This window comes from Pseudomonas sp. Ost2, from assembly GCF_018326065.1.
GTDB lineage: Bacteria > Pseudomonadota > Gammaproteobacteria > Pseudomonadales > Pseudomonadaceae > Aquipseudomonas > Aquipseudomonas gingeri.
Map to the genome: position 1 here is coordinate 7,030,972 of NZ_AP021904.1, position 22,653 is coordinate 7,053,624.

At 63.8% G+C, this 22,653-nt stretch carries 21 protein-coding genes and 1 other RNA gene; 12 read left to right on the forward strand and 10 right to left on the reverse strand.

Going from position 1 to position 22,653, the window contains the following annotated elements:
- Window positions 1-261 precede the first annotated feature (261 nt).
- The 6 genes from KI243_RS31280 (at window position 262) to KI243_RS31305 (ending at window position 6,655) form a co-directional block, all read left to right on the forward strand.
- Window positions 262-1,350, forward strand: coding sequence for a hydroxymethylglutaryl-CoA synthase (locus tag KI243_RS31280; RefSeq protein WP_244861797.1), 1,089 nt, complete (start codon window positions 262-264; stop codon window positions 1,348-1,350).
- 29 nt (window positions 1,351-1,379) lie between these two features.
- Window positions 1,380-2,576 carry a thiolase family protein gene (locus KI243_RS31285; protein ID WP_042935088.1) on the forward strand — a complete coding sequence of 399 codons (1,197 nt, stop codon included), beginning with the start codon at window positions 1,380-1,382 and terminating at the stop codon, window positions 2,574-2,576.
- 11 nt (window positions 2,577-2,587) lie between these two features.
- On the forward strand, window positions 2,588-3,028 hold the full coding sequence (locus KI243_RS31290; protein ID WP_017125423.1) for an OB-fold domain-containing protein: 441 nt from the start codon (window positions 2,588-2,590) through the stop codon (window positions 3,026-3,028).
- 215 nt (window positions 3,029-3,243) lie between these two features.
- Window positions 3,244-4,293, forward strand: coding sequence for a type III polyketide synthase (locus KI243_RS31295; RefSeq protein WP_042935089.1), 1,050 nt, complete (start codon window positions 3,244-3,246; stop codon window positions 4,291-4,293).
- A gap of 151 nt (window positions 4,294-4,444) precedes the next feature.
- The gene (locus tag KI243_RS31300) at window positions 4,445-5,722 is read left to right on the forward strand and encodes an MFS transporter (protein ID WP_212810268.1); all 1,278 of its coding nucleotides are present in this window, start codon (window positions 4,445-4,447) and stop codon (window positions 5,720-5,722) included.
- A gap of 6 nt (window positions 5,723-5,728) precedes the next feature.
- A complete protein-coding gene (locus tag KI243_RS31305) occupies window positions 5,729-6,655 on the forward strand; it encodes a hypothetical protein (protein ID WP_017125426.1) in 927 nt (308 codons plus the stop codon).
- On the opposite strand, the gene gcvP is transcribed toward KI243_RS31305, so the two are convergent.
- Window positions 6,646-9,519 carry an aminomethyl-transferring glycine dehydrogenase gene (gcvP, locus tag KI243_RS31310; protein WP_177087150.1) on the reverse strand — a complete coding sequence of 958 codons (2,874 nt, stop codon included), beginning with the start codon at window positions 9,517-9,519 and terminating at the stop codon, window positions 6,646-6,648. The two genes, KI243_RS31305 and gcvP, sit on opposite strands and share 10 nt — an antisense overlap.
- A 428-nt stretch (window positions 9,520-9,947) precedes the next feature.
- Here gcvP and KI243_RS31315 point away from each other — a divergent pair, with 428 nt between their 5' ends.
- Window positions 9,948-11,087: a DegT/DnrJ/EryC1/StrS aminotransferase family protein gene (locus KI243_RS31315; protein WP_017125428.1), complete on the forward strand. Its 1,140-nt coding sequence runs from the start codon at window positions 9,948-9,950 to the stop codon at window positions 11,085-11,087.
- A gap of 115 nt (window positions 11,088-11,202) precedes the next feature.
- Here KI243_RS31315 and gcvH read toward each other — a convergent pair whose 3' ends face one another.
- From gcvH to KI243_RS31355, 8 genes are all read right to left on the reverse strand, one after another.
- Window positions 11,203-11,586 carry a glycine cleavage system protein GcvH gene (gene gcvH / locus KI243_RS31320; RefSeq protein ID WP_017125429.1) on the reverse strand — a complete coding sequence of 128 codons (384 nt, stop codon included), beginning with the start codon at window positions 11,584-11,586 and terminating at the stop codon, window positions 11,203-11,205.
- A gap of 59 nt (window positions 11,587-11,645) precedes the next feature.
- Window positions 11,646-12,728 carry a glycine cleavage system aminomethyltransferase GcvT gene (gcvT, locus tag KI243_RS31325; RefSeq protein ID WP_177108958.1) on the reverse strand — a complete coding sequence of 361 codons (1,083 nt, stop codon included), beginning with the start codon at window positions 12,726-12,728 and terminating at the stop codon, window positions 11,646-11,648.
- 156 nt (window positions 12,729-12,884) lie between these two features.
- The gene (locus KI243_RS31330; RefSeq protein WP_017125431.1) at window positions 12,885-14,501 is read right to left on the reverse strand and encodes an iron ABC transporter permease; all 1,617 of its coding nucleotides are present in this window, start codon (window positions 14,499-14,501) and stop codon (window positions 12,885-12,887) included.
- A 162-nt stretch (window positions 14,502-14,663) separates the two neighbouring features.
- On the reverse strand, window positions 14,664-15,665 hold the full coding sequence (locus tag KI243_RS31335; RefSeq protein WP_017125432.1) for an extracellular solute-binding protein: 1,002 nt from the start codon (window positions 15,663-15,665) through the stop codon (window positions 14,664-14,666).
- 106 nt (window positions 15,666-15,771) lie between these two features.
- Window positions 15,772-16,989: a 2-octaprenyl-3-methyl-6-methoxy-1,4-benzoquinol hydroxylase gene (locus tag KI243_RS31340; RefSeq protein ID WP_167331628.1), complete on the reverse strand. Its 1,218-nt coding sequence runs from the start codon at window positions 16,987-16,989 to the stop codon at window positions 15,772-15,774.
- A gap of 90 nt (window positions 16,990-17,079) precedes the next feature.
- Window positions 17,080-18,267 carry a 2-octaprenyl-6-methoxyphenyl hydroxylase gene (gene ubiH / locus KI243_RS31345; RefSeq protein WP_017125434.1) on the reverse strand — a complete coding sequence of 396 codons (1,188 nt, stop codon included), beginning with the start codon at window positions 18,265-18,267 and terminating at the stop codon, window positions 17,080-17,082.
- Window positions 18,264-19,598: a Xaa-Pro aminopeptidase gene (gene pepP, locus KI243_RS31350; RefSeq protein ID WP_017125435.1), complete on the reverse strand. Its 1,335-nt coding sequence runs from the start codon at window positions 19,596-19,598 to the stop codon at window positions 18,264-18,266. Before pepP ends, ubiH begins: the two co-directional genes overlap by 4 nt.
- Before the next feature lie 26 nt (window positions 19,599-19,624).
- On the reverse strand, window positions 19,625-20,179 hold the full coding sequence (locus KI243_RS31355) for a YecA family protein (protein ID WP_017125436.1): 555 nt from the start codon (window positions 20,177-20,179) through the stop codon (window positions 19,625-19,627).
- A gap of 164 nt (window positions 20,180-20,343) precedes the next feature.
- Between KI243_RS31355 and KI243_RS31360 the strand changes: the two genes are divergently transcribed.
- The 4 genes from KI243_RS31360 (at window position 20,344) to KI243_RS31375 (ending at window position 21,770) form a co-directional block, all read left to right on the forward strand.
- Window positions 20,344-20,553 (forward strand): TIGR02449 family protein, encoded by a 210-nt coding sequence (locus KI243_RS31360; protein ID WP_017125437.1) that lies wholly within the window; start codon window positions 20,344-20,346, stop codon window positions 20,551-20,553.
- Window positions 20,550-20,867: a cell division protein ZapA gene (locus tag KI243_RS31365; protein WP_017125438.1), complete on the forward strand. Its 318-nt coding sequence runs from the start codon at window positions 20,550-20,552 to the stop codon at window positions 20,865-20,867. Before KI243_RS31360 ends, KI243_RS31365 begins: the two co-directional genes overlap by 4 nt.
- Window positions 20,868-20,898: 31 nt before the next feature.
- Window positions 20,899-21,076: non-coding RNA, 6S RNA (gene ssrS / locus KI243_RS31370), on the forward strand.
- Between the two features lie 88 nt (window positions 21,077-21,164).
- Window positions 21,165-21,770, forward strand: a complete 606-nt coding sequence (locus tag KI243_RS31375; protein ID WP_042935149.1) for a 5-formyltetrahydrofolate cyclo-ligase — start codon at window positions 21,165-21,167, stop codon at window positions 21,768-21,770.
- A gap of 47 nt (window positions 21,771-21,817) precedes the next feature.
- Here KI243_RS31375 and KI243_RS31380 read toward each other — a convergent pair whose 3' ends face one another.
- A complete protein-coding gene (locus tag KI243_RS31380) occupies window positions 21,818-21,976 on the reverse strand; it encodes a hypothetical protein (protein ID WP_085983771.1) in 159 nt (52 codons plus the stop codon).
- Window positions 21,977-22,161: 185 nt separating this feature from the next.
- On the opposite strand from KI243_RS31380, the gene KI243_RS31385 reads away from it, so the two are divergent.
- Window positions 22,162-22,611 carry an EVE domain-containing protein gene (locus KI243_RS31385; RefSeq protein WP_017125441.1) on the forward strand — a complete coding sequence of 150 codons (450 nt, stop codon included), beginning with the start codon at window positions 22,162-22,164 and terminating at the stop codon, window positions 22,609-22,611.
- Window positions 22,612-22,653 lie beyond the last annotated feature (42 nt).

Sequence of the window (22,653 nt, forward strand, 5' to 3'; positions counted from 1 at the left end):
AGCTGTTTTTTCCACCTATGAAATCAAGTCATTTGTTTTATGAATCAAACGATACGTTTCGTATCATAGCAGCTTGAGAGGTAAAAAGGCAATATTTGGCACGTTTTCAGACCCATCGGTCGAAAACGCCAAGTAGTTGAAATCACTGGATAAAACGGCGTTCCCAAGACTCAGGGCTCTACAAACTGTTTTCCGTATGTTTCACGGTGTCTGGCAAGACGCCACCAGGGTTTTCTGACAAAGAATGGAATCAAGAGGAAAATGAACGTGAAAAAAGTAGGGATAGTGAGCTACGGCACCGGCGTTCCCGTTTGTCGCTTGAAAGTCGAAGACGTCATCAACGTCTGGAAGAACACCGATCTGCACCTGGTGCAAAACCAGCTGGGCGTGACCGAAAGAGCGGTGCTGCAACCGGACGAAGATGTCATCACCCTCGGGGTCCTGGCGGCCCAGCGGGCGCTCGACAAGGTCCCCGGCAGCAGCGTCGAAGCCCTCTACCTGGGCACTTGCACCAACCCCTATGACTCCCGCGCCTCGGCCTCGGTCATTCTCGAAATGCTCGGCGCCGGCTACGACGCCTACTGCGCCGACGTACAGTTCGCCGGCAAGTCCGGCACTTCGGCCCTGCAGATCTGCCAGGCGCTGGTAGCGTCCGGCATGACCGGCAGCGCCATCGCCATCGGCGCCGACACCATCAACCGCAACACCGCCCCCGGCGATCTCACGGAGTCCTACGCCGGTGCCGGTGCGGCGGCGCTGCTGGTGGGCACGCAGAATGTCATCGCCGAATTCGACGGCAGCTTTTCCTGCGCGGCCGACGTCGCCGACAACATTCGCCCGCAAGGCGACCGCTACATCCGCTCCGGGATGGGCCTGGGCTCGGACAAGAACAGCATCGGCCTGGAAGACCAGACCCGCCGGGCGGCCGAAGGCCTGATGGCCAAGCTGCGCACCGAACCGAAGGACTACGACTACGTGGTGTTCCAGCAGAACCTGGTGTCCACGCCCTACTCCCTGGCCAGGCACCTGGGCTTCGAGCCCAAGCAGGTCGAACCCGGTATCTACGCCGGTAGCGTGGGCGACGCCGGCGCCGCCAGCCCGCTGCTCGGCCTGATCAACGTGCTCGACCAGGCACGCCCGGGGCAGACGATCCTGCTGGTGTCCTACGGTTTCGGGGCCGGCAGCGACGCCATCGCCCTGACCGTCACGCCGGCCATCGAGGCCTACCAGAAACACAACAAACCGCTGCGCGACCTGCTCGAAAACAAGCTGTACGTCGATTACGGCACTTCCATCAAATACGAGTTCAAGTATTTGCGGGCCGATTACGCCCTGACCGCCTACCTCTGATTTCGCCTGTCTACGCAAGGAGCATGAACATGTGCGCACGTCGTGTTGCAATCGTTTCGGCCGCTTACACGCCGAAACCGGGAAGTTCGCGGGTCCGGCAGACGTTCAAGGAAATGATCGTCGAGTCGGCCTACAAAGCCATCAAGGACGCCAGGATGCACCCGCGGGAAATCCAGGGTGTGGCCTACGGTTATCACGGTGAAGGCATTTCGGAATACGGTGGCCTCGGGCCGACGATCTCCGACGCGCTGGGCATCAGCCCGGCACCGACCTTCATGAGCACGGCCAACTGCACCAGCAGTTCGGTGTCGTTCCAGATGGGCCATCAGATGATCGCCTCCGGGGAATACGACATCGTCCTGGTCGGCGGCTTCGAGAAGATGACCGACCACTTCAACTACGCCGAATACATCGGCTCCAGTACCGAGTGCGAGTACGACTACTTCCTCGGCATCTCCCACACCGACGCCTTCGCCCTGGCGACGGCGGAGTACTTCCAGAAGTTCGGCTACGCCGGGCGCGAGGCCGATGTACTGGCGACCTTCGGCCGGCAGATGCGCATCTATGCGCAGAACACCCCCAATGCCACCCGCTACGGACTGCCGATTCCGTCCCTCGAGGCCCTGAAGAACAGCGAAGCCTTCGGCTCGATGCTGGCCTGGGGCGAAGCCAGCGGCTGCGCCATCCTGGTCGCCGAACACCTGGCCCACAAGTACACCGACAAACCGGTGTTCGTCCGTGGCTGTGCCTACACCGGGGTGTCCCACTACTTCGGTACCCGCTTCCACAATCCCACCCTGCATCACCCGGGCCTGCCCAAGGATGTCGGCATGGCGGTCTCGGCCAACTCGATCGCCTGCGCGGAAATCGCCTACAAGAAAGCCGGGATCACCGCCAAGGATATCGACGTGGCGCAGGTCTACGACCTGCTCGGCGCCGGCCTGATCCAGATGGAATCCATGGGCATCTGCGGCAAGGGCCAGGCCGGCGACTTTGTCCTCGAAGGCGGTATCGCCATCGACGGCCAGCTACCGCTGAACACCGACGGCGGCAATATCGGCCGCGGCCATGCCTCCGGCTGCGACGGCATCCTGCACATCACCGAACTGTTCCGCCAGTTGCGCGGCGAATCCGACAACCAGGTCAAGGGCGCACGCATCGGCGTGTCGCAGAACCTGGGGGGTTACGCCGCCCACAACTCAGTGATCGTTCTTTCCAACGACTAAGGAGCCGGACCATGTCCATGTACCCCGAACAGATCCACCGGATGACCACCGCCAGCATGCTTCGCGAATGGCGCGAACATGGCGGCAAATACCGCCTGGAAGGCAGCCAGTGTGAAGAGTGCAATGAAATCTTCTTCCCGCGCCGGACGGTCTGCGGTGCCTGCAACTCACTGAGCGTCAAGCCCTACCGCTGTGCCCGCAGCGGCAAGATCGAAGTCATGGCCCATGCCGAGAACCCGATCCTCGCCGCCATGGGCTACGGCGAAACCGTACCGCGCTGCATGGCGATGGTGCGCCTGGACGATGGCCTGGTCATTGCCTCGGAAATCGTCGACGTCACCCACCCGGAACAACTCAAGGCCGGCGCGCCGGTACGCATGGTCGTGCGCAAGCACGTCCGGGAAAGCAACCTGGCCTGGCAATACGCCTACAAGTTTGTCCTGGATATATAAGTAACTTGCAACTTGCAGGGCGTCAGTTATTGACGCCCTGCCCTCCCGATATCAAAAACAAGAACTGTGCGTCAGCTTTATAACAACGGCCTCTACATATATTGCAGAAGCCTTTAAGACCCTGTTGCTTCAGGGGCTACGGACTGCCTTCGTCTTAAAAGCGGGGAATGACTCCCCATACTCATTATTGGCCTATATATAGCCGAGGATTCATCATGTCTACTCTTTGTCTCCCACACGTACTGTTCCCGAAAAACAAGATTACCCAGCAACAGATGATCGACCACCTGGAAAGCCTGCACGCCGACCATCCGCGCATGGCGGTGGCCAAGCGCATGATCCAGAACACCGAGGTCAACGAACGCCACCTGATCCTGCCGATCGACGAACTGGCGGTGCATACCGGCTTCACCCACCGCAGCATCGTCTATGAGCGCGAAGCCCGCCAGATGTCCTCCGCCGCAGCCCGCCAGGCCATTGAAAACGCGGGCCTGACGGTCAACGACATCCGCATGGTGGTGGTCACCTCCTGCACCGGCTTCATGATGCCGTCGCTGACCGCGCACCTGATCAACGACCTCGACCTGCCGACTTCCACCGTGCAGTTGCCGATCGCCCAGCTCGGCTGTGTCGCCGGGGCCGCTGCCATCAACCGGGCCAATGACTTCGCCAAGCTGGACGCGCGCAATCATGTATTGATCGTTTCCCTTGAGTTCTCTTCGCTGTGTTACCAGCCCAACGATACCAAGTTGCATGCCTTTATTTCCGCCGCACTGTTTGGCGACGCCGTTTCCGCCTGTGTATTGCGCGCGGATGATCAGGCAGCGGGTTTCAAGATCCATTCGACCAACTCGTTCTTCCTGCCGAAAAGCGAGCACTACATCAAATACGATGTAAAGGACACCGGCTTCCACTTCACCCTGGATAAAGCCGTGATGAACTCCATCAAGGATGTCGCGCCGATCATGGAGAAACTCAACTACGACACGTTCGAACAGAACTGCGCGCAGAATGACTTCTTCATCTTCCATACCGGCGGCCGCAAGATCCTCGACGAACTGGTCCTGCAACTGGACCTCGCCTCCAACCGTGTCTCGCAGTCGCGCACCAGCCTTTCCGAAGCCGGCAATATCGCCAGCGTGGTGGTGTTCGACGTGCTCAAGCGACAGTTCGAGGCCGGTCTGAATCCGGGCGACGTCGGCATGCTGGCGGCTTTCGGTCCGGGCTTCACCGCCGAAATGTCCGTGGGTGAATGGGCGGCCTGACAGGCCGGATATCTGCTCGGGCAACGGGGAACCGCTACGCAAGCCCTGACCGTCAATCGACGCCAGGGCTTGCCGCGCGCCCTCGGGCATCGCGCAAGACGGCGCAGCGCTTCATTGCGCCTGGTTCATGGTTTCACACGGAAGATGAGCGATGAACACAGACAATCACACGACGCTGCCCAGGCGGCGTTACGAACGACGCATGGTACTGCTGCTGTCCCTGAGTTTCGGGCTGGTCGGGCTTGATCGCTTTATCATCCTGCCGCTGTTCCCGGTGATCATGCACGACCTGCACCTGGATTATCAGGACCTCGGTTTTCTCTCGGCCGCGCTGGCCTTCACCTGGGGTTTTTCGGCCCTCGGCGCGGGCTACGTGATCGATCGCCTGGGGCGCAAGAACGCCCTGGTCCTGTCGATCGCCGTGCTGTCCCTGCTGGCGGGGCTCTCGGCCCTGGCCAGCGGTCTGTTCGGCCTGGTGCTCCTTCGCGCCCTGATGGGACTTTGCGAGGGCGCGTTCACGCCGACCAGCATCATCGTCACCGACGAGGTCTCGCATCCCGACCGACGCGGGCAGAACCTGGGTTTCCAGCAGGCGCTGTTTCCGATTCTCGGCCTGTGCCTGGGACCGCTGCTGGCAGCCAGCCTGCTGGAACTGTTCGGCTCCTGGCGCACGGTGTTCGCGATCATTTCCCTGCCCGGCCTGCTGCTGGCCGCCTACCTGTGGAAGGTCTATCGACCGGTTCCGCTGTCCGGGCAGCAACGGCAAGCCCGTGGCAATGCCCGGAACTGGCTGGCGGCCTTCAGGAGCGGCAATGTCAGCCTGAACATCCTGATCATGTTCTGCATCCTCACCTGCCAGTTCGTCCTGTGCGCGATGCTGCCCAGCTACCTCACGGACTACCTGCACCTGGAAACCCTGTCCATGGCCGTGGTGATTTCCGCCATCGGCATCGGCGGTTTCATCGGCCAGTTGATCATTCCGGCGCTGTCGGACCGGCTGGGGCGCCGGCCGGTGGTCATGGTTTCATTCATGACCAGCGCGACACTGGTGGGCCTGCTGATCATCTGCCCGGCGATCACCGGCCTGCTGTTTCTGTTGCTGTTCCTGCTGTCGCTCTTCAATTTCAGCCTGATCTGCATGACCGTCGGCCCGCTGACCAGCGAGTCGGTGCCGGCGGCGCTGCTGCCCACGGCCACCGGCATCGTCGTGGGCTTCGGCGAGATCCTCGGGGGTGGCGTATCCCCCGCCGTCGCCGGTTATGCCGCCACTCATTTCGGCCTGCCATCCATTCTGTACGTCGCCCTGGCCGGAAGCGTCGCCGGCCTGCTGTTGTCACTGTGCCTGCGCGACAGCCAGGCACGACGCGCCCCCGCCGCCGTCCTGCAGCCCATGGAAGCGTTGCCGGCAAGCCTGACCCTGAAGGAGTAGAGAATCATGGGACACTATTTGATGTTGCTCGACCTGTGCCAGCAGGAGCACCGTGGCATCGGCCTGTTCGATTTCCAGACCGGCCGCAACGCCCGGCTGTTTCCCGAGCAGGGCGGGTTGTATGAGACGCTGCAGTACTGCAGCCGCTGGCACCTGGGCTGGGCCGACCACCTCAAGTCCCTGCCGGCCAGCACCAGCACCCGGGAAATCAGCCTGCGGCCACCGCTCAAGCCCGCCAACAACCTGCTGGCCCAGGTCAGCGCGGTCAGCCTGGCGACCCCGAAGCGCAACCAGGCGTGGTTCTACAAAGGCAACGGCAGCCTGCTCAAGACCGACGGCGAAGCGCTGAACATCCCCTATCACGCCCTGAGCATCGCCAGCGAACCGGGGATCGTCTGCGTCTATATGGTCGATCCTTTTGGCAAGTTGCGTTTCGTCGGGTTCACCCTCGGCAACGAAGTGCAGGACCCGCTGCTCGGCAACCTCGATTCACCGGATGCCCTGCAGGCTAGCCTGCGCGAATGCGCGATTGCCCCGGCCATGATTCTCGGGGAGATGCAGTGCCGGCTGTCCATCAACGCCCGTATCGAACGCCTGGACGCGCAGATTTCCTCTCGTGAATACGTCATCGAACTGAAGGAATGGCAAGCGCTGCGCCGCTATACCCAGGCGTTCCTCGAACAGCATGAGCAGTTCCTCCAACCCGGCATGCTGCACTACGTGTTTCATGGCCTGGAGCGGCGGGACAACCCGGCGCCGCTGCAACACGGCGACTGGCTCGACCTCGATTGCCCGGAGCTGGAACTGGGCATGAGCAACCGCATCGTCGAGGAAGAACTGCTGCACCTGTATCCATTGGGCAAGCGCCTGGTCGATAGCAGCCTGCCGGCGCGGGCGGCGGCCCTGCAGCAGCGCCCCGGTGCTCAGCGATAATCGTCCACCGGCACGCAGGCGCAGAACAGGTTGCGGTCACCGTAGACGTTGTCCACCCGGTTCACCGTCGGCCAGTATTTGTGCGCCCGGGTGTGAGCCGTCGGGGTCACCGCCTGTTCGATGCTGTAGGGGCGCTCCCAGACCCCGGTGATATCCGCCAGGGTGTGGGGCGAGCGCTTGAGCGGGTTGTCCTCGGCGGACCAGTTGCCGTTCTGCACCTCGGCAATCTCCGCGCGGATGCGCAGCATGGCCTCGACAAAACGGTCCAGTTCCGCCTTCGACTCGCTTTCGGTGGGCTCGACCATCAAGGTGCCCGGCACCGGGAATGACATGGTCGGGGCATGGAAACCGTAGTCCATCAGGCGCTTGGCGACGTCCTCCTCACTGATCCCGGTCTGGGCCTTGAGCGGGCGCAGGTCGAGAATGCATTCATGGGCGACACGGCCATTGCGTCCGCTGTAGAGCACTGGGAACGCGCCACCCAGCTGCTGTGCCAGGTAGTTCGCGGCGAGGATCGCCACCTCGCTGGCATCGGCCAGTTGCGGCCCCATCATCGCGATATACATCCAGCTGATGGGCAGGATGCTCGCGCTGCCCCAGGGCGCCGCGCTGACCGCGCCGTTCTGCGGCAACGGCCCGTCGATGGGCACCACCGGGTGGTTGGCGACGAAAGGCGCCAGGTGCGCCCGCACGCCGATCGGCCCCATGCCCGGCCCGCCGCCGCCATGGGGAATGCAGAAAGTCTTGTGCAGGTTCATGTGGGAGACATCGGCACCGATATCCGCCGGCCGGGCCAGGCCGACCTGGGCGTTGAGGTTGGCCCCGTCCATGTACACCTGGCCGCCGTGGCGGTGGATGACTTCACAGATCTCGCCGATGCCTTCCTCGTACACACCATGGGTCGACGGGTAGGTCGCCATCAGGCAGGACAAGTGATCGCCGGCGGCCAGGGCCTTGGCCTTGAGGTCTTCGAGTTCGACATTGCCGGCCTCGTCGCACTCGACGATCACCACCTGCATGCCGGCCATCTGCGCCGAGGCCGGGTTGGTGCCATGGGCCGATGACGGGATCAGGCAGATATTGCGCGCGCCCTGCTGGCGGCTTTCGTGATACTTGCGGATCGCCAGCAGCCCGGCGTACTCGCCCTGGGCACCGGAGTTGGGCTGCATGCAGATGGCGTCGAAACCGGTAATCGCGCAAAGCCAGCGTTCCAGTTCCTCGATCATCGCCGCGTAGCCCTGGACCTGTTCGCGCGGGGCGAACGGGTGCAGGTTGGCAAAGCCCGGCCAGGTGATGGGAATCATCTCGCTGCTGGCATTGAGCTTCATGGTGCAGGAGCCCAGCGGGATCATCGACTGGTTGAGGGCCAGGTCCTTGTTCTCCAGCTGCTTGAGGTAGCGCAGCATCTCGGTTTCGCTGTGATGGGCATTGAACACCGGATGGGTCAGGTATGCGGAGCGGCGTTGCAGGTCGTCCGGAATACCGCTGTCCAGGGCTTGCGCATCCAGTTCGGCGACGTCCAGGCCGTGATCGGCACCCAGGAAGATATCCAGCAGGCGCAGCACCGTGGTTTCGTCGCAGGTCTCGTCCAGGCTCAGGCCCAGCTGGCCGCGCCCGAGAATCCGCAGGTTGATCTGCGCCGCCCGGGCACTTTCGAGGATGGCCGTCTGGCTGCCGCCGACCTCCAGGGTCAGGGTGTCGAAAAAGTGCCGGTTGAGGCGCGCGATGCCCTTGCGCTCAAGGCCGCTGGCGAGGATGCAGGTCAGCCGGTGGACCCGCTGGGCGATGCGCCTGAGCCCTTCGGGTCCGTGGTAGACCGCGTAGAAGCTGGCGATATTGGCCAGCAGCACCTGGGCCGTGCAGATATTCGAGTTGGCCTTTTCCCGGCGGATATGTTGCTCGCGGGTCTGCAGGGCCATGCGCAGGGCCATATTGCCCCGGGCATCCCGGGACACGCCGATGATCCGTCCGGGAATCGCCCGCTTGTACTCATCGCGGGTGGCGAAATACGCCGCGTGCGGCCCACCGTAGCCCATGGGCACGCCGAAACGCTGGGACGAACCGAACACCACGTCCGCCCCCAGCTCGCCGGGCGGGGTCAGCAGCAACAGGCTCAACAGGTCGGCCGCGACGCAGGCCAGCGCCTGCCGGGCGTGCAATTGCTCGATCAGCGGCCGCAGGTCACGGATCTCGCCATGGGTATCGGGGTACTGCAGCAAGGCACCGAATACCTGGTGCTGGCTCAAGTTATCCACAGGCCCGACCACCAACTCGAAACCGAAGCCCTCAGCCCGGGTGCGCACCACGGAAATCGTCTGCGGATGGCACTGCTCATCGACGAAGAACAGGTTGCTTTTCGCCTTCGCCACCCGCTTGGCCAGGGCCATGGCTTCCGCCGCCGCAGTGGCTTCGTCGAGCAGCGAGGCATTGGCCAGTTCCAGGCCGGTCAGGTCGATGGTCAGTTGCTGGAAATTGAGCAGGGCTTCCAGCCGGCCCTGGGCGATTTCCGGTTGATAGGGGGTATAGGCGGTATACCAGCCGGGGTTCTCCAGGACATTGCGCAGGATGACCGTCGGTGTCAGGGTGCCGTGGTAACCCATGCCGATCAGGCTGGTCCAGAGCTGGTTCTGCTGGGCATAACCACGCAACTTGTCCAGGGCCGCCTGCTCGTCCAGCGCCGCGGGCAAGTCCAGTTCGCGATTCAGGCGGATGCCAGGCGGTACCGTCTGCTCGATCAGTTCGACCCGGCTCCCGAGCCCGAGGACATCGAGCATCGCCTGCTGTTCGGCGGCATCCGGGCCCAGGTGACGACGCAGAAAAGCCTGGGGATCTCGCAACTGGCTCAAGGACGGCGATAGGGACATGACGGGCTCTCTCTTGGCGGCGCGCAGCGTCGAGGCAACACGGGAATCACCGAGACGACGACGGGTGGACACGTCGTTTCGGCCACTGTGCAAGCAGCATAGCAGCCCGCCTCCCGGGGCGCCGCGAAGCGTCCGTTCAGCATCAGGACAGCAAAAAGAACCGAAATTTCACATCAAATCAGTATCATCGACAGCATCGCGGCCTAGTGGCCTGTGTGGCCAGTTCTGTTAGTCAACTTCGGCGCCATAAGCCCCTGTCCTGCGTTGCTGTTCCTCGCCATAGCGGGCTATGACTCGTCACAGCGCCTTGGTCAGGAACTTCTGGCATCCGAATTTGAGCTAACGAACTAGCCGTACAGGCCACGAGCTGTCTATCCTTTATCGCCTGCGGATCATTTCCCGGCCTTCACATCGGACGTCACGACCCCATGAGCCAACTTCCTTTCCTGCCCTTCTCCAAACCCACCATCGACGAAGCGACCATCTCGTCGGTCGCCGAAGTCCTGCGGTCCGGCTGGATCACCAGCGGTCCCAAGGTGGCGGCCTTTGAAGCCCAGTTGTCGGAATACTTCGGCGGCCGTCCCGTGCGCACCTTCAACTCCGGCACCTGCACCATGGAGATCGCCTTGCGCATCGCCGGCATCGGCCCGGGTGACGAAGTCATCACCACGCCGATCTCCTGGGTCGCCACCGCCAACGTGATCATCGAAGTCGGCGCCACCCCGGTGTTCGCCGATATCGACCCGGTGACCCGCAATATCGACCTGGATCAGGTCGAAGCCGCGATCACTCCACGTACCCGGGCGATCATCCCGGTGTACCTGTCCGGCCTGCCGGTGGATATGGACCGTCTCTACGCCATCGCCAAGAAACACAACCTGCGCATCGTCGAAGACGCCGCCCAGGCCCTGGGTTCGGAGTGGCACGGGCAGAAGATCGGCGCCCTCGGTGACTTCGTGTCGTTCAGCTTCCAGGCGAACAAGAACATCACTTCGTCCGAAGGCGGTTGCCTGGTATTGAACAATGCCGAGGAAGCGCGCCTGGCGGAGAAATATCGCCTGCAGGGCGTGACCCGCACCGGCCATGACGGGCTGGACGTGGATGTGCTCGGCGGCAAGTTCAACATGACCGACGTCGCCGCGGCCATCGGCCTGGGCCAGTTCGCCCATATCGACGCCATCACCGCCCATCGCCGGGAGATGGCCCGCTACTACTTCGAACTGTTCGGCAGCGATTTCGAGGAACAGTACGGCGCGCAGCTACCGGTACAGGATTTCACCCACAGTAACTGGCACATGTTCCAGCTGGTCCTTCCGGAGCGTACCGATGGCCAGCCGGCGCGGGCGACCTTCATGGAGGACATGAAGCAGCAGGGCATCGGTATCGGCTACCACTACCCGGCGATCCACCTGCTGAGCCTGTACCGCGAACGCGGTTTCAAGGAAGGCATGTTCCCGGTCGCCGAACGCGTCGGGCGCCTGATCGTCTCGTTGCCGATGTTCAACGTGATCACCAGGGCCGATGTCGAGCGCGCCGTGGCGGCGGTCAAGACAGCATTGAAACGCTGATACCGCATGAAAAACTGTAGGAGCCGGCTTGCCGGCGATGGCGTCCCTGAGGACAGTACAAGGCTTGAGGACCTCATCGCCGGCAAGCCGGCTCCCACAGAATTCAGTGTACCTCTTACTCGCCGATGGCGGCCTTGTAGCCCGCCGCATCCAGCAGCTTGCCCAGGTCAGCCTCGTCGTTCGGCTTGAGCTTGAAGATCCAAGCCCCATAAGGGTCGCTGTTCAACAGCTCCGGCTCGCCGGACAGCGCGTCGTTGACCGCGATCACCTCGCCGGCAACCGGCGAGTAGATATCGGAGGCGGCTTTCACCGACTCCACCACACCCGCCTGATCACCGGCAGCGAACACATTGCCGACTTCCGTCAGCTCAACGAACACCACATCGCCCAAGGCTTCCTGAGCGTGGTCGCTGATGCCCACGGTGACCGTACCGTCGGCTTCCAGGCGGGCCCATTCATGGCTTTCGGCAAAACGCAGTTCGGCAGGGATATCGCTCATATTCAATGTCCTCGAGAAGAAGTGTCGGCGGACCCGCCACGCGGGCTCGCCAGATAAGATCAGACCAGGGTTTTACCATGACGCACGAACGTCGGCCTTACCACGCGAACCGGGTACCATTTGCCGCGAATTTCCACTTCGGCGCGATCAGCCGTCGCCGAGGGAACGCGCGCCAGCGCAATCGACTTGCTTAGCGTAGGAGAGAAACTACCACTGGTGATCTCACCTTCGCCAATGTCAGCGATACGAACCACCTGGTGGGCACGCAGAACCCCCCGCTCCTCCAGCACCAGGCCGACCAGCTTGAGCTCCGGTCCGCGGGCCTTTTCCGCTTCGAGGGCGGCCCGGCCGATGAAGTCGCGGGACGCCGGCTCCCAGGCAATGGTCCAGGCCATGTTGGCGGCCAGGGGCGAGACATCCAGGTGGATATCCTGGCCGTACAGGTTCATTCCGGCTTCGAGCCGCAGGGTATCGCGGGCACCGAGGCCGATCGGGGAAATACCGGCGCCGACCAGGTCGTTGAAGAAACCGGGCGCCTGCTCGGCCGGTAGCACGATCTCCAGGCCGTCCTCGCCGGTATAGCCGGTGCGGGCGATAAACCAGTCGCCGTCGCTGCGGCCTTCGAAGGGTTTGAGCTGCTGGATCAACTGGCCACGGGACTGGGTCACCAGCTCGCTGATCTTGTGCCGGGCCTGCGGCCCCTGGATCGCCAGCATCGCCAGTTCGGGGCGCTCCAGCAGTTGCACGTCGAACTGGCCGATCCGGGCGTTCATCCACGCCAGGTCCTGGTCGCGGGTGGCCGCGTTGACCACCAGGCGATAACCGTCGTCGATGCGGTAGACGATCATGTCGTCGATCACCCCGCCCTGCTCGTCGAGCATGGCGCTGTACAAGGCGCGGCCGGGGCTGTCGAGACGCTCGACATCATTGGCCAGCAGGTACCGCAGCCAGGCCTTGGCCTGGCTGCCGGTGATATCGATCACGGTCATGTGCGAAACATCGAAGACCCCGCAATCGCGTCGCACCTGATGGTGCTCCTCGACCTGCGAGCCGTAATGCAGAGGCATATCCCAACCGCCAAAATCGACCATCTTCGCGCCAAGGGCGAGGTGCAGGTCATACAGAGGCGTACGCTGTCCCATGGGTTTCTCCTTCCGGGCGTGGCGAAGGTGCGGACAGGCGTCGGATTGGCTTGAGCCCTTTATGGATGGGGCCTTGAGCCATGTTCCAGCACCCGGTCTGTCAGACGGACCGCACCGAATGCCGCGCATTGTAGCCGCAAGGGACCGACCTGGCACCTAACCGATTTGCCGAGCCGAGCGACGGATCAGGCCGATCACCGGCAACAGGCCGACCAGCACCAGTGTCAGCGCCGGCAGCGACGCCCGCGCCCACTCGCCCTCACTGGTCATCTCGAAGATCCGCACCGCCAGCGTATCCCAGCCGAACGGGCGCATCAGCAGGGTCGCGGGCATTTCCTTGAGCACGTCGACGAACACCAGCAAGGCGGCGCTCAAGGTGCCGGGCAGCAGCAACGGCAGATACACTTTGAAAAACAGTCGCGGCCCACCGACACCCAGGCTGCGGGCCGCTTCCGGCAACGACGGACGAATCCGCGCCAGGCTGTTTTCCAGCGGCCCATAGGCCACCGCGATAAAACGCACCAGGTACGCCAGCAACAGGGCCGACAGGCTGCCCAGCAGCAACGGCTTGCCAGCACCGCCGAGCCAGCCGGACAGCGGGATCACCAGTTCCCGGTCCAGGTAACTGAACGCGAGCATGATCGATACCGCCAGCACCGAGCCGGGCAGCGCATAGCCGAGGTTGGCCAGGCTGACTCCGGCGCGGATGGCACGGGTCGGCGCCAGGCGCCGCGCGAACGCCAGCACCAGCGCCACGGCGACGGTGATCAGCGCGGCCATGCCCCCCAGGTACAGGGTGTGCAGGATCAGTCCGGTGTAACGCTCATCGAGGTCGAAGCGGCCGCGCTGCCAGAACCACACCACCAGTTGCAGCAACGGAATGACAAAGGCGCAGGCGAACACCAGCAGGCACCAGCCACTGGCAACCCATGCCTTCAGGCCACGCAAGTGATACAGCGCCTTGCCCCGCGGCCGCTCGTTGCCGGCACGACTGGCGCCGCGGGCCCGCCGCTCGCCGTAGAGCACCAGCATCACCGCGAGCAGCAGCAGGCTGGCGAGCTGGGCCGCGCTGGAGAGGCTGAAGAAGCCATACCAGGTCTTGTAGATCGCGGTGGTGAAGGTATCGAAGTTGAACACCGAGACCGCGCCGAAATCCGCCAGGGTTTCCATCAGCGCCAAGGCCACGCCGGCACCAATGGCCGGACGCGCCATGGGCAGGGCCACGCGCCAGAATGCCTGCCAGGGCGATTGGCCGAGGACCCGGGCGGCTTCCATCAAGCCCTTGCCCTGGGCCAGGAACGCGTTGCGCGCCAGCAGGTAGACATAAGGGTAGAAAACCAGCACCAGTACCAGGATCACCCCGCCGGTGGAGCGTACCCGTGGCAGGCGCAGGCCGCTGCCGAAGACTTCCCGCAACAGGCTTTGTACCGGGCCGGAGAAGTCCAGCAGGCCGACGAAGACAAACGCCAGGACATAGGCCGGAATGGCAAAGGGCAGCATCAACGCCCAATCGAGCCAGCGACGGCCGGGAAACTCGCAGAGGCTGGTGAGCCAGGCGAGACTGACGCCAAGCAGGGTGACGCCGACGCCGACGCCGACCACCAGGGTCAGGGTATTGCCCAGCAGGCGGGGCATCTGGGTTTCCCAGAGGTGGGACCAGATCTGCAGGTCGATCGACTGCCAGGACAGCAACAGCACGCTCAGCGGCAACAGCACCAGGGCCGCGACGGCGAGAACCAGGGGATACCAGCGGCGTTGGGCGGGATGGGCCAAGGGAGCTCTCAGAACAGGTGTTTACACGCCGGCCCCCTGTGGGGGCCGGCTTGCTGGCGATCCAGACGACAGGGTCGGGCAGGAGAACGCATCGATACTATCGCCGGCAAGCCGGCTCCCACAGGGTTTTGTGTCGCGACCGGGCTTTGTCTGGCGCCCCTGTCAGTTCCAGCCGACGCGATCCATCAGGCGGATCGCCTCGGCCTGGCGCTTGCCGGCGATTTCCACCGGCAGGGCATCGGGCACGAACTTGCCCCAGCTCGCCACTTCCGCCGACGGCGGCACCGCCGGGTTGGCCGGGAACTCCTGGTTCACGTCGGCAAAGATCCGCTGGGCTTCAGGTGTGGTCATCCATTCCACCAGCGCCTTGGCCGCTTCCGGGTGCGGTGCATGCCGGGTCAGGCCGATCCCCGACAGGTTCACATGCACGCCTCGGTCGCCCTGGTTCGGCCAGAACAGTTTCACCGCCAGGTTCGGGTTCTGCTTGTGCAGGCGACCGTAGTAGTAGGTATTGACGATGCCGACGTCGCACTGCCCGGCGTTGATCGCCTCGAGCACCGCGATGTCATCGGAGAAGACGTCGGTGGACAGGTTGTTCACCCAGCCCTTGAGGATCTGCTCGGTCCTGGCCGCACCATGGGTTTCGATCAGGGTGGCGGTCAGTGACTGGTTGTAGACCTTCTTCGCCGTGCGCAGGCACAGGCGACCCTCCCACTGCTTGTCGGCCAGGGCCTCGTAGGTGGTCAGGTCGGCGGGTTGCACCCGCTCGGTGGAATAGGCCAGGGTCCGCGCCCGCAGGCTCAAGCCGGTCCATTGGTGGGCCGACGAGCGATATTGCAGCGGGATATTGGCGTCGATCACCTTGGAGGTGAACGGCTGCAGGATGCCCATCTGTTCGGCCTGCCAGAGGTTGCCGGCATCGACGGTCAGCAGCAGGTCGGCGGTGGCGTTCTCGCCCTCGGCCTTGATCCGCTGCATCAGCGGCGCTTCCTTGTCGGTGATGAACTTCACCTTCACCCCGGTCTTCTGGGTGTAGGCATCGAACACCGGCTTGATCAGCTCATCGATACGCGAGGAGTACACCACCACTTCGTCGGCGGCATGGGCCGCGCCCGCCACGAAGGTTAGGGCCAGGGCCGTCAGTAGACGCTTCGGTGCCGACATGGGAGCGATCTCTCGAATTCGAAATGAACGCGAAATGATAGTGACTCACATTTGGCACCTCAACCGAAGTCGGCGCGGAGGCGTTACCAGATGTTGCCGCGCACTGTCAGGCCCTGGCCAGCTCCGGCAGGTCGCCACTCAGGCCCAGCGCCTGGCGGACAAACAGGGCCTTGGCCTCCGGCATCTGGTTGACCATCTTCAGGCCGGTGTTGCGCAGCCAGCGCAGCGGCAGGCGATCGGCCTGGAACAGTCGCTCGAAACCTTCCATCGCCGCCATCAGGCCAAGGTTGTGGGGCATGCGCCGACGTTCGAAGCGACTGAGCACCTGTACATCCGCCAGCCGCTCGCCACGCTCGACCGCGTGCAACAACACCTCGGCCAGTACCGCCGCATCGAGGAACCCCAGGTTCACGCCCTGCCCGGCCAATGGGTGAATGGTATGGGCCGCGTCGCCGATCAGCGCCAGCCCTTCGGCGACATAACGCTTGGCATGGCGCTGGCGCAGCGGCACGCACAGGCGTGGGTCGACGGACAGTACCGTGCCGAGTCGACCTTCGAAGGCCCGCTCCAGCTCGCGGCAGAAAGTCGCCTCGTCCAGTGCCATCAGGCGCTCGGCTTCACCCGGCGTGGTCGACCAGACAATCGAACACCAGTCCTGGCCGCCATCGCGCTCCAGCGGCAGGAAGGCCAGCGGGCCGTCATCGGTAAAGCGCTGCCAGGCGGTCATCTGGTGCGGCTTCGAGCTGCGCACGCTGGTGACGATGGCGTGGTGCAGGTAATCCCACTCGCGGGTCGCGCAGCCGGTCAGGCGGCGCACCGCCGAGTTCGCGCCGTCGGCGGCGATCACCAGCGGCGAGCGCAGCTTGCGCCCGTCGGCCAGGGTCAGCAGCCAGTCATCGCCGGAGCGGCGCATCTGCTCCAGCCGCGCATTGGCCAGCAGGCCCATGTCGCAATCGTGCAGGCGGTCGAGCAAGGCGTCCTGGACCACCCGGTTCTCGACGATATGCCCGAGCACATCGGCATGCACGCTGGCCGCCGAGAAGTGGATCTGTCCGGTGCCGCTGCCGTCCCAGACCTGCATGTCGCGGTAGGGACTGGCGCGCCGCCCGGCAATGCCCGACCACACGCCCAGGCGCTCGAGGATGCGCTGGCTGGCGGCCGACAGGGCACTCACCCGGGGTTCGAACGCTGCCTGCGGGTCGAACGGCTTGACGCTCATCGGACCGCCATCGAGCAACAGTACTTCCAGCCCGCTGTCTTTCAGGGCGAGGGCCAGGGCACTGCCGACCATCCCGGCTCCGACGATCAGCACATCTGCGCGCATTTCCATGCTTTAAGCCTTAGTGAAAGTTAGACGGACCTTGCAGGAGCCGGCAAGCCGGCTCCTACAGGGATCGGCGTATGGATGCAGTGACTAGGCATCGGAACGGGTACCCAGGCCCATGGCCTGGCGGGCGAACCAGCGCTTGGCCGGCGGCAGCAGGTCGAGGCCGAGCAGGCCGAGATTGCGCCCCAGGGCCACCAGCGGCTGTGCCGTGCCGAACAGCCGGGTGACCTGGTCGGAGAAGCCGACGGTCAGCGTCTGGTCCAGGCGCTGGCGCTCCTGGTAACCGCGCAGGGTGGCGAAGTCGCCCAGCCCCGCCTCACTGGCCAGCAGGGCATCCGCCAGCGCCTGGGCGTCGCGCAGGGACAGGTTGAAGCCCTGCCCGGCAATCGGGTGCAGGCTGTGGGCCGCGTTACCCAGCACCGCCAGGTGCGGACGGACCTGCTCCTCGGCCTCCACCAGCGTCAGCGGGTACAGGTGCCGCGCACCGACCTGCTTCAAGGTGCCAAGGCGATAACCGAACACGCCCTGCAATTCACTGAGGAAGCTGCGTTCATCGAGCTCCGCCAGCCGCTGGGCGTCCATTCCGAGCCGGGTCCAGACCAGCGCACAGCGATTGTCCGGCAACGGCAGCAAGGCCATCGGCCCTTCATCGGTAAACCGCTCGAAGGCCATGCCGTGATGGGCCTCGCTCGGCGAAATATTGGCGATCAGCGCACTCTGGTTGTACGGCCGCTTGCGCACGCCGATGCCCAGTTGCTCGCGCAGGCCGGAGCGGCCGCCATCGGCCAGCACCGCCAGATCGCACTCCAGCACGGTTTCATCGTTGAGGGTCAGGCGGTAGCCGTCTTCCAGCGGCTGCAGGCGGGTGACCTCGGCCGGACAACGCCAGCTGACCACCTCCCGGTCCAGTCCCTGCCAGAGGCATTGGCCGAGCCAGGCGTTCTCGACCACGTAGCCCAGGGCCGGAACCCCTTCTTCGATGGCCGACAGCCGCGCCGTGGAGAAACGTCCGCGATCGGACACGTGAATCTGCTTGATCGGCTCGGCCCGCTGCGCAATCGCTTGCCACAGGCCAAGGCGTTCGTAGATCTGCCGGGCACCGAAGGATAGCGCCGAGGAGCGGGCGTCGTAGCTCGGCTGGTAACTGTCGCCGGGGGCGAAGGGCTCGATCAGCACGATCTTCCAGCCCCGTGCCCTGGCCCCGGCCTGCAACGCCAGCGCCAGGCTGGCACCGACCAGGCCGCCGCCGATGATCGCCAGATTGACCCGGCTCATGCCGCTTCGGTCCGGGCCGCAGCCATCAGGGCCTCGATCTCGGCAACGGTCTTGGGCACGCCGCCGGTCAGGATTTCACAACCTTGCTTGGTCACCACCACGTCGTCCTCGATGCGCACGCCAATGCCGCGCCATTTCTTCGCCACGTCCTGGTTGTCCGGGGAAATATAGATCCCCGGCTCCACCGTCAGCGCCATGCCGACCTCCAGCACGCGCCATTCGCCGCCGACCTTGTACTCGCCGACATCATGCACATCCATCCCCAGCCAGTGGCCGGCGCGGTGCATGTAGAAGGCCTTGTAGGCCTCGCCGTCGATCAGCTCGTCGACATCGCCGTGCAACAGTCCCAGCGCCACCAGCCCGCTGGTAATCACCCGCACCGTGGCCTCGTGCGCCTGGTTCCAGTGCTTGTTCGGCGCGATCTCGGCGAACGCCGCTTCCTGGGCAGCCAGCACCAGCTCATAGATCGCCTTCTGTTCGGGCGAGAACTTGCCGCTGACCGGCCAGGTACGGGTGATGTCGCTGGCATAGCAGTCGATCTCGCAACCGGCGTCGATCAGCACCAGGTCGCCATCCTTGAGCAATGCGTCATTCTGCTGGTAGTGCAGGATGCAGCTGTTGCGTCCGGCGGCGACGATGGAGCCGTAGGCCGGCATCTTCGCCCCGCCCTTGCGGAACTCGTAGTCCAGCTCGGCTTCCAGGCTGAACTCGTGCAGGCCGGCACGGCTGGCCTGCATGGCGCGCACATGGGCGCGGGCGGAAATCGCCGCGGCCTCGCGCATCACCTTCACTTCCGCCGCCGATTTATACAGGCGCATGTCGTGCAGCAGATGATCCAGGGCAACGAATTCGTTCGGCGGTTGCGCGCCGAGGTGCGCCTTGGAGCGGATCACATTGATCCAGTCCATCAGGTGGCGGTCGAACTCCGGGTTGCTGCCCATCGCCGAATAGACCCGGTCGCGCCCTTCGATCAGGCCCGGCAGGATGTCGTCGATATCATTGATGGGGAACGCGTCGTCCGCGCCGAAATCGCGGATCGCGCCCTCCTGGCCGGCGCGCAGGCCGTCCCAGAGTTCACGCTCGACATTGCGCTCGCGGCAGAACAGCACGTATTCGCCGTGGGCCCGGCCGGGGATCAGCACGATCACCGCCTGGGGCTCGGGGAAACCGCTGAGGTACTGGAAATCGCTGTCCTGGCGGTAGACATGCTCGACATCGCGATTGCGGATCGCCACGGCGGCGGCCGGCAGGATCGCGATGCTGTTGGGTTCCATCTGCGCCATCAACGCCTTGCGGCGCCGGGCGTATTCCGCTTTGGGGATATGAATCATGGGCAGATGGAGCTCCCTGTCCTGGCTCAGTGCAACGAAGGCTTGGCAGCCGGCTCAACCGCTTTGTTGACCTCGGTGAACAGCAGCAGCGGTGCGACGCGCAGGTACTCCATGACTTCCATGTAGTCGTTCTCGCCGTCGTCGGACTCTTCCAGCGCGTCCTGGACCTGAGCGATGGCCGCGAGGTCCTGCAGCACCTCGGTGGCCTCGATGCTCAGGGCGTTGGCGCGGTAGGTCAGGCCGAAACCGGCGAGGAAACCCTGGCACCACTGGCCCAGGGCAATCGCCCGCTCGGTCAGCGGCGCATCGTCGCTCGGCAGCAGCAGGACAACGGTCATGTCGTCGCTGGTAAGCTCACCCTTGACCATCTCCTGCAAGCCGACCAGGGCGTTGCGCACGTTGTCCTGCGGTTCGCCTTCGAGCAGTTCGGCGGCATCCACCAGCCAGCTGTCGGCTTCGAAGCCGGCACCGGCACAACTGCGGCCGAGCAACAGGCCGTGCAGTTCGGCGGGAGAGACCGGATGACCGCTGGTGCTCAGCAGGGTGGCAAAGGCGTTATACGGGGAATTCTGAATAGGCATGGGCGGCTAGGCGCCGAACGGCGCAATGTCTAGAATGAAGGCCTTGTATCCTAGCATTCGGGAACACGCCAAGACCATCAAGGCGGATAACTCGTTTGCCAAGCGCTCCAGCGACGACCTGCATGCCGCTCGTCATATTCAGTGGACACCAAAGTAGATAACGAATGGAAGACACCGACCTGCACGCGCTGATGGCCAGACTCGAACTGCTGATTACCCGGGTCGAGCAACTTAAAAGCCAAAACGGACTCCTACTAGCTCAGGAAAAAACCTGGCGCGAGGAGCGCGCACACCTTATTGAAAAGAACGAAATCGCCCGGCGTAAGGTCGAATCGATGATTTCGCGCCTCAAGGCCCTGGAGCAAGACTCATGAGTTCAAGCAATAACGTTACCGTGCAGATCCTCGACAAAGAGTACTCGATCATCTGCCCCCAGGAAGAACGCAGCAACCTGGTCAGCGCCGCCCGCTACCTGGACGGCAAGATGCGCGAAATCCGCAGCAGCGGAAAAGTCATCGGCGCCGATCGCATCGCCGTGATGGCCGCGCTGAACATTACCCATGACCTGCTGCACAAGCAGGAACGCCCTGATGTGCAGGCCAGCGGCTCGACGCGCGAACAGGTGCGCGACCTGCTGGATCGGGTGGATCTGGTGCTGTCTTCCGACTCGGATACCAGCAAGGGCTGATTCCCGCGGCCACTTTCAGGTATACTGGCGTCACTCCCTGGAGTACTTGCCAGTTGGTGATGTCCCTGAGCCGATTCGCACTACCCTGGGTGTTACACGTTGGGCCGGTGTGCATGTCCGCTAGACGGAAAGCCTTAAGGTCTACTGTAACTTCCACCTTGAACTTTCGGGTTCAAGGGCTAAGCCGACAGCGCTACGTCGGGGAGCCTGAATTATCGTCCAATGCCGGCCATCGCGCCGGCGTTGGTCTTTCACGAGCCGCCGTCCTGGCCGCTCGATTGCCGACAGCCCGATCCCATGAGCGAACCTGCGCCGCTTTCCCGCCCGCAACTTCGACGACTGCTGCGCAAGGCCCGCCGCGCCCTCACGCCCGGCGAACAACGCCAGGCCGCGCGCGGCCTGTATCGGCAACTGGCGCAACACCCGCTGTTTCGCCGCGCCCGCCATGTCTCCCTGTACCTGCCCACCGACGGTGAAATCGATCCGCGCCTGCTGCTGCGTGAAGCCCAGCGCCGCGGCAAGCACACCTACCTGCCGGTGCTGAGCGCCTGGCCACGAACGAAGATGGTGTTCCAGCGGATTCGTCCGGGGGAAAAGCTCCACCCCAACCGTTTTCGCATCCTTGAGCCGCGGATCAATCCGGCCGCGCAGCGCAAGGTCTGGGCACTCGACCTGGTGCTGTTGCCGCTGGTCGGCTTCGATGCGCAGGGGGGACGGCTGGGCATGGGCGGCGGTTTCTACGACCGCAGCCTGGCCTATCAGTCCCGCCGCCAGAGCTGGTGCAAGCCGCTCCTGCTGGGGCTGGCCCATGAATGTCAGAAGGTCGGGAGACTGGACCAGGCCAGTTGGGACGTGCCGCTGCAGGGAACGGTCAGCGACCGTGCCTGGTATATCGCGAAATAAACGGGGGACGAGGCGTCACCGGGGATGGCGACGCCCTTGCGACGGGATCAGCGCTTGAACAGGGTCGATTGCTGGGGCTGGTGCTGGACGATTTCAACCGGGACGTCTTTCTTGCCCGACCACAGGCCCTGTGCGTAACCCGTGGTTACCACACCCAAACCGAACAAAATAACCAAAATCCATAGTAAATCCGGTTTGCGTTTCATCGATTGCCCCCCTAGGCAAATCACATACGATGACAGCAGCGGTTTTTCTTTATAGGCCGTGCAGCAGCGTCAAGCTTAAAATCCCGGCATTTTGCGATAACGTGAACCGCTACGCAAACGCTGACGTCAACCGACTGTCGGTTTGTGCAAGAAATTGCCCGACAAACTGCCCAAGGAGCAAAACCATGGCCTACTGGCTGATGAAGTCCGAGCCGGACGAACTCTCGATCGAAGGTCTGGCCAAGCTCGGCGAGACCCGCTGGGACGGTGTGCGCAACTATCAGGCGCGCAATTTCCTGCGGGCAATGGCGATCGGCGACCAGTTCTTCTTCTATCACTCCAGTTGCCCGGAACCGGGGATCGCCGGCATCGGCAAGATCGTCGAGGCGGCCTACCCGGACCCGACGGCCCTGGACCCGCAAAGCCACTATCACGACCCGAAAGCCACCCCCGAGAAAAATCCCTGGAGCGCGCTGCAGGTCGGCCATGTGGAAACCTTCGCCAAGGTGCTCGGCCTCGGCTACCTGAAGCAGCAGGCGGCGCTCGAGCAGATGCCGCTGGTACAGAAAGGCAGCCGGCTGTCGGTGATGCCGGTCACGCCGCAGCAGTGGGCGGCCGTCCTAGCCTTGCGCTGAAACGAGCGGAACTGCCCGGTCACGACATTCTCCCTGCCAGCG